We start from the raw sequence: 5,287 nt of genomic DNA on the forward strand, positions 1-5,287 counted from the left end.
GGTCATGACAACTTAAGCGACTCTTTTCTGAACATTTCAAGCAAAATCTTATAAAGATTTTGCTTGCGATTATTGAATCTAAATTCACATTCTTTCAAGTGTAAATTAAACATATTTTTATTCATTCCTTTAAATTTTACCAGCCTTGTTTTGGTATAACCCCAAAATGATTCTATGCCGTTAATAGGTGCATTACCACGAGCAAATTCATTCTTGCTATGATGTACTCTAAAATGCTTCTTATGGCCAAAATCTACTAAACCATTATACCCCTCGCCAACCATCAGAATGAATGACGCTTTCAATACTAGTTTTACCCTTGATAATCCTTTGTAGGGTAGTACTCTTGCAGTTTGGAACAATCTCAGTATAAACCTTATCACCTCTTTTTAGCAAGCCAAAAACAATGGTTTCCCCTAAGGCGCCACGGCCGCGTTTTCCGCGGACGTGCCGTGCGCCAAAATAGCTTTCATCGACTTCAATCTGCCCCACTAGTGGGGTAGATTGAAGTATGGATAGTTCTACAATTCTAAGCCTAATAGCGGTTAAATATTTATTGATTGTTTGTCTGCTCAATCCTGTTAATTCCTTGATTTGAACTGCGTTCAAATCAAGAGAAAAATACTTAATTATTTCTCTAAATTTCTTCTCTGAAATACGGGGAACGATTTACATACTTGTTTTTTACTTTAATAACGATACTTTAACATGATTTTAAATATGCTTGGGTTGTCATGACCCTAATTTTTTATTAGTCTGAACAGCTATTTTCTGTGTTTTTTCTTTGGGTTTTTTCTTTGGGTTTTTTCTTCGGCTTTTCGGCAATTATCTTATCTTGTTTTTGAATTAGATAATCATCATAACCACCAGCGTATTGATTGATCACACCATCGCCATCAAGTGCCACAGTAGAGCCAACAACGTTATTTAAAAAGGTTCTATCATGAGAAATAAGGATTAGCGTTCCGTTATAATCTACTAGCATTTCTTCTAGTAATTCCAAGGTTTCAACATCAAGGTCGTTGGTAGGCTCATCAAGAACCAAAAGGTTGGCAGGCTGTGAAAGAATTTTAGCTAGCATAAGTCGATTTTTTTCACCACCAGAAAACATTCTGATCGGCGCCATGGCCTGTTTTCCAGTAAACAAAAATTGACGTAAATAGCCAATAATATGTTTACTCTTGCCACCAACATCGATATGCTCACGACCACCTGAAACAAAGTCCATGGCTTTCATATTAGGGTCAAGGTTTTCACGCATTTGATCAAAATAGGCCAGCTGAATAGTTTTTGATCGACGAATAGTGCCTTTTGTGGGTTGTAGCTCGTCTAGTAGTAATTTGATAAAGGTTGATTTTCCAGTACCATTGCCACCAATGATGCCGATTTTTTCACCTTTTAACACCAGCATGGAGAAGTCTTTAATAAGTGTCAGGTCTGCAATCTCATAAGAAATTTTCTTAACTTCAAATACAACTTTAGAAGATCTGTTCTCATCTTCAAGTGCATGAATTTTTACATTGCCTTTTTTGGCTCGACGATTGATAAAAGAGCTACGCATATCTTGCAAGGCTCGCACTCTACCCTCATTACGGGTACGACGCGCTTTAATACCTTGTCTGATCCAGGTTTCTTCTTGAGCGAGTTTTTTATCAAAGCGAACATTGGCAAGTTCTTCTGCATGCAATTGCTCATCTTTACGCTTAACATAATCTCGATAGCCGCATTCAAACACACTTAAATTGCCACGGTCTAAATCAAAAACCTTGTTAACAATGCCCGCAACAAATGAGCGATCATGGCTAATTAAAATTAAAGTACCATGATATTCTCTGAGCATTCTTTCCAAGTCAAGAATGGCGGTAATATCCATGTGGTTGGTCGGCTCATCAAGTAGTAAAACATCTGGTTCTTGAATGAGAGCTCGAGCCAGCATAACACGTCTACGCCAACCACCAGATAAGGTGGCAAGCGTTGTATCACCATTTAAGTTGAAGCGATTAAGAGTGGCTTCAATTTTATGTAGATATTGCCAGCCATCAAGTTGGTCAATTCTTTGTTGATATTTGCCAGCTTCATCAAGCTTACCTTGTTTGATTAGGTGTTGATATTTAGTCAAAATGTCACCAATTTCGCCCAAGCCTTCAGCAACAATATCAAATAGAGTTTTATCGTTATCTTCGGGCGGTGTTTGCTCTAAATAGCTAACAGTGATACCATTTTTAATCTTTAACTTGCCATCATCAGGCTCAATTGTGCCTGCTAAAATACGCATAAAGGTTGATTTTCCCTCGCCATTTCGACCGATCAGTGCAATTTTGTCACCCTTGAGAATGGTAGAGCTGACTTGATTCAAAATTGGCTTATCTGAAAAGCTCAAAGAAATGTTATCAAGTGTAATTAATGGCATGGGTCTCCTTTTTACAACGTCTGACGAGTGTAAAATCTAGGTTTTAAGATTAAAAAGTTAAGTATGCATAATTTTACCCAAACAACGGCGCTAGTTAAAAGAGTTAGCTTGTGTATTATGCTATTAATTTTTCAACCTGTATTTGCTGAAAGTATTGAAGCAAATAGCTTTGTTAATGCACAACAAGAACAGCGTTACCGAAATTTGATTGATGAAATTCGCTGCCCAGTTTGTCAAGGCCAAAGTATTGGCGGATCTAATGCTGGCCTTGCTAAAGACTTGCGTGAAAAGGTTAGAGAGCTGATTACTACCCAAAAAACAGATGACCAAATTCGCCGCTATATGACTGATCGATATGGTGATTTTGTTGTATTTAAGCCACCGGTTAATAAAAATACATTGTTATTGTGGTATGCACCATTTGCCTTTTTACTATTTGGAATATTCTTTTTTGCTCGCTCGTTTAAGCGTAGAAAAAACGCGCAGCCAACCATTATTGATACCAGTAAAGCTAAGGATTTATTAAAGGACACCTCTTAAAGTGAGCCAACATGAAATAATCGTTATTACTGATGGGCGAGGTGCTGTTGAAATTACTACTCAAGTTAACGAATTAATTAACAATACATCTGTGCAGTTGTGCCATGTATTTGTTACACATACCTCTGCATCACTGATGATTACTGGCAATGAAGATCCTAATTTACTGCTTGATGTAGAGGATTATTTTAAAGCCAGTGTGACTGATGCAAGCCCTAATTATCGACATGATGGAGAGGGTAATTTTGATATGTCTGGACATATTAGAGCGATTCTCACTGGCGAAGCAAAAACCATTCCAATTATTCAGGGAGAGCTTGCTTTGGGTAAATATCAAAGTCTGTATCTGTATGAGCATCGTGCTGGAAAAAACACTAGAAAGTTAATCATCACCCTAACATGAGCATAGAAAAAGAATTAAGTGAGCTGATGGTTGAGGCTTATACACATCAAAAAAATAACGATTTATCTTTGGCTATTCAAGCTTGGAATGGCTTAATTAATCATCCATCTGTTGATGATAATTTAAAAGCCAATGCTTATTTAAGTTTGGGAAATTTACATCAGTTGCAAGGTAGTGATGATTTAGCGATTGAAAGTATGTCAAATGCCATTCAGGCAAATCCGAATAGTGCTGAGGCGTATTTTTGTTTGGCTTATTTAGAGCAAGAAAAAGAAAATTTTAGTTCGGCTATTGGCTATTTTGAGCAAGCTATTGAGCTTAAAAATACTGATAGCGGCGCTTTTAATAATTTGGGTAATTGTTATGATCGATTAGAGCGAAGTGATGAGGCAATTAATGCTTATTCTCAAGCTATTGCCCTGGATGAAAATTACATTGCCGCTATTTATAATCGAGGTAATATTTATACCAAGCTTGGTATAAATAATTTAGCACTTAAGGATTTAGATAAAGTGATTGAATTAGATGAAAATTTTTATCAAGCATTTTATAATCGTGGCACATTGCACAATCTAATGGGTAACTTAGAGCGCTCAAAGCAAGATTTAAGTATAGCTAAAACATTATCAAAAGCCGAGTTAGAGCTAAAATCAACATTAAATAAAGGATAAAAAAAATGTTTAAAAAAACAACCCAACTATTAATATTAACCATGGCTTTATTGTTTAACAACTCTTATGCTGCGCCAAAAGATGCAGGCAAATTGCGCATCAGTAGTGATAGAGCCGGCGCTTATATCTATATCAACGGGCGCAAAAAAGCCATGACTAGTGATGAGGGTTATACGAGTATTTTGCTAGCAGAGGGAGAGTATAAGGTTAAGGTAGAAAAAGTCACTGATGAATGGATTTACAGCAAAACTAGAGAAGTTTTTTTAGGTGCAGATATCTCGATAAATCTTAAATTTAATTTAGATAAGCGCGCTACTGAGAAAAGAAAACAGCGCCTAGCAAAAGAGAAAATTGCCATAGAAAAATTTCTAGCAGTAGGAAAAATAGCCAAAGAAAAGCGTCTAGCAAAACAAGCGGAGCTAGACAAAAAAAGTGGCACAGTGTCTATTGGAAATTTGATATGGAAGCGTTGCGCTGAGGGGCAAACTTGGAATGGTGATACTTGTACGGGCAAGGGTAAAAGATACAAATGGCAAGCCAGATTTGATCACTTTAAAACTGTAAGTTTTGCTGGATATACCGATTGGCGATTGCCTACTATTAAAGAATTAAACACATTGATTTATTGTTCAAATGGTTATCAGGTGCAGTCTAAAAAAGATGACTTTGATAGTTGTGCCAAAGGTGGTAAAAATTATCAAACACCCACCATTAATCAAACCTTGTTTCCTGGTTTGCCTGGCAGTCTCTTTTGGCCATCCTCCGCAAATTTGAATAGCTCTAGCTACGCCTGGATGGTTAGCTTCTACCATGGCTTCGGCAACGTCAACGATCGCAACAACTACTATTATATTCGTTTGGTGCGTTCTGGAGAGTAACAAAGTGAATTGACTTTAGTCAAGAGAAAGTGCTTTGGGGTATTTTTTTAAAGGGGTTTTAAAATTCTAATAATTTCAATGTTTTATGGTGTTTTTATTCGTCTGTATTATGAATAATATAGCGTTAAAATAGATTTGACGAATGTAGAATAAGGCAGCATGATGAAAACATTAGAAATAAACACTCAAAAATAGCAAAACACATATTAAAAAATTTTAACAAGAGGAAATATGCAAAGTCCTATAACGGTAAGAGAATATGAGTAATCAAGACGACAATAAATTAATCACTGAAAGAAAATCAAAATTAGACAAACTAAGAGAAGCTGGCAATCCTTTTGTTAATGATTTTAAGCCTGAACATTTAGCTCAAGATCTTATTAAT

5 protein-coding genes and 1 pseudogene are annotated in these 5,287 nt (G+C 36.3%); 4 read left to right on the plus strand and 2 right to left on the minus strand.

Annotated features, from left to right (window positions below):
* Positions 1 to 2: 2 nt before the first annotated feature.
* Both BTHERMOSOX_RS08960 and BTHERMOSOX_RS08965 read right to left on the minus strand, forming a co-directional pair.
* Positions 3 to 694 (minus strand): annotated as a pseudogene (locus tag BTHERMOSOX_RS08960) (IS1595 family transposase).
* A 57-nt stretch (positions 695 to 751) separates the two neighbouring features.
* Positions 752 to 2,410 carry an ATP-binding cassette domain-containing protein gene (locus BTHERMOSOX_RS08965; RefSeq protein WP_138120735.1) on the minus strand — a complete coding sequence of 553 codons (1,659 nt, stop codon included), beginning with the start codon at positions 2,408 to 2,410 and terminating at the stop codon, positions 752 to 754.
* A 63-nt stretch (positions 2,411 to 2,473) separates the two neighbouring features.
* On the opposite strand from BTHERMOSOX_RS08965, the gene BTHERMOSOX_RS08970 reads away from it, so the two are divergent.
* From BTHERMOSOX_RS08970 to BTHERMOSOX_RS08985, 4 genes are read left to right on the plus strand one after another with little or no spacing between them, the layout of a single operon-like run.
* Positions 2,474 to 2,950, plus strand: coding sequence for a cytochrome c-type biogenesis protein (locus BTHERMOSOX_RS08970; protein WP_138120736.1), 477 nt, complete (start codon positions 2,474 to 2,476; stop codon positions 2,948 to 2,950).
* 1 nt (position 2,951) lies between these two features.
* Complete coding sequence (locus BTHERMOSOX_RS08975) at positions 2,952 to 3,353, plus strand: secondary thiamine-phosphate synthase enzyme YjbQ (protein WP_138120737.1); 402 nt, start codon at positions 2,952 to 2,954, stop codon at positions 3,351 to 3,353.
* Positions 3,350 to 4,024: a tetratricopeptide repeat protein gene (locus BTHERMOSOX_RS08980; RefSeq protein WP_138120738.1), complete on the plus strand. Its 675-nt coding sequence runs from the start codon at positions 3,350 to 3,352 to the stop codon at positions 4,022 to 4,024. The genes BTHERMOSOX_RS08975 and BTHERMOSOX_RS08980 overlap by 4 nt, the downstream gene beginning before the upstream one ends.
* Positions 4,025 to 4,029: 5 nt before the next feature.
* Positions 4,030 to 4,902, plus strand: coding sequence for an Lcl domain-containing protein (locus BTHERMOSOX_RS08985; protein WP_138120739.1), 873 nt, complete (start codon positions 4,030 to 4,032; stop codon positions 4,900 to 4,902).
* The last annotated feature ends 385 nt before the right edge of the window (positions 4,903 to 5,287 follow it).

It is taken from the genome of Bathymodiolus heckerae thiotrophic gill symbiont (assembly GCF_900128515.1).
In the GTDB taxonomy this organism is placed as follows: Bacteria; Pseudomonadota; Gammaproteobacteria; order PS1; family Pseudothioglobaceae; genus Thioglobus_A.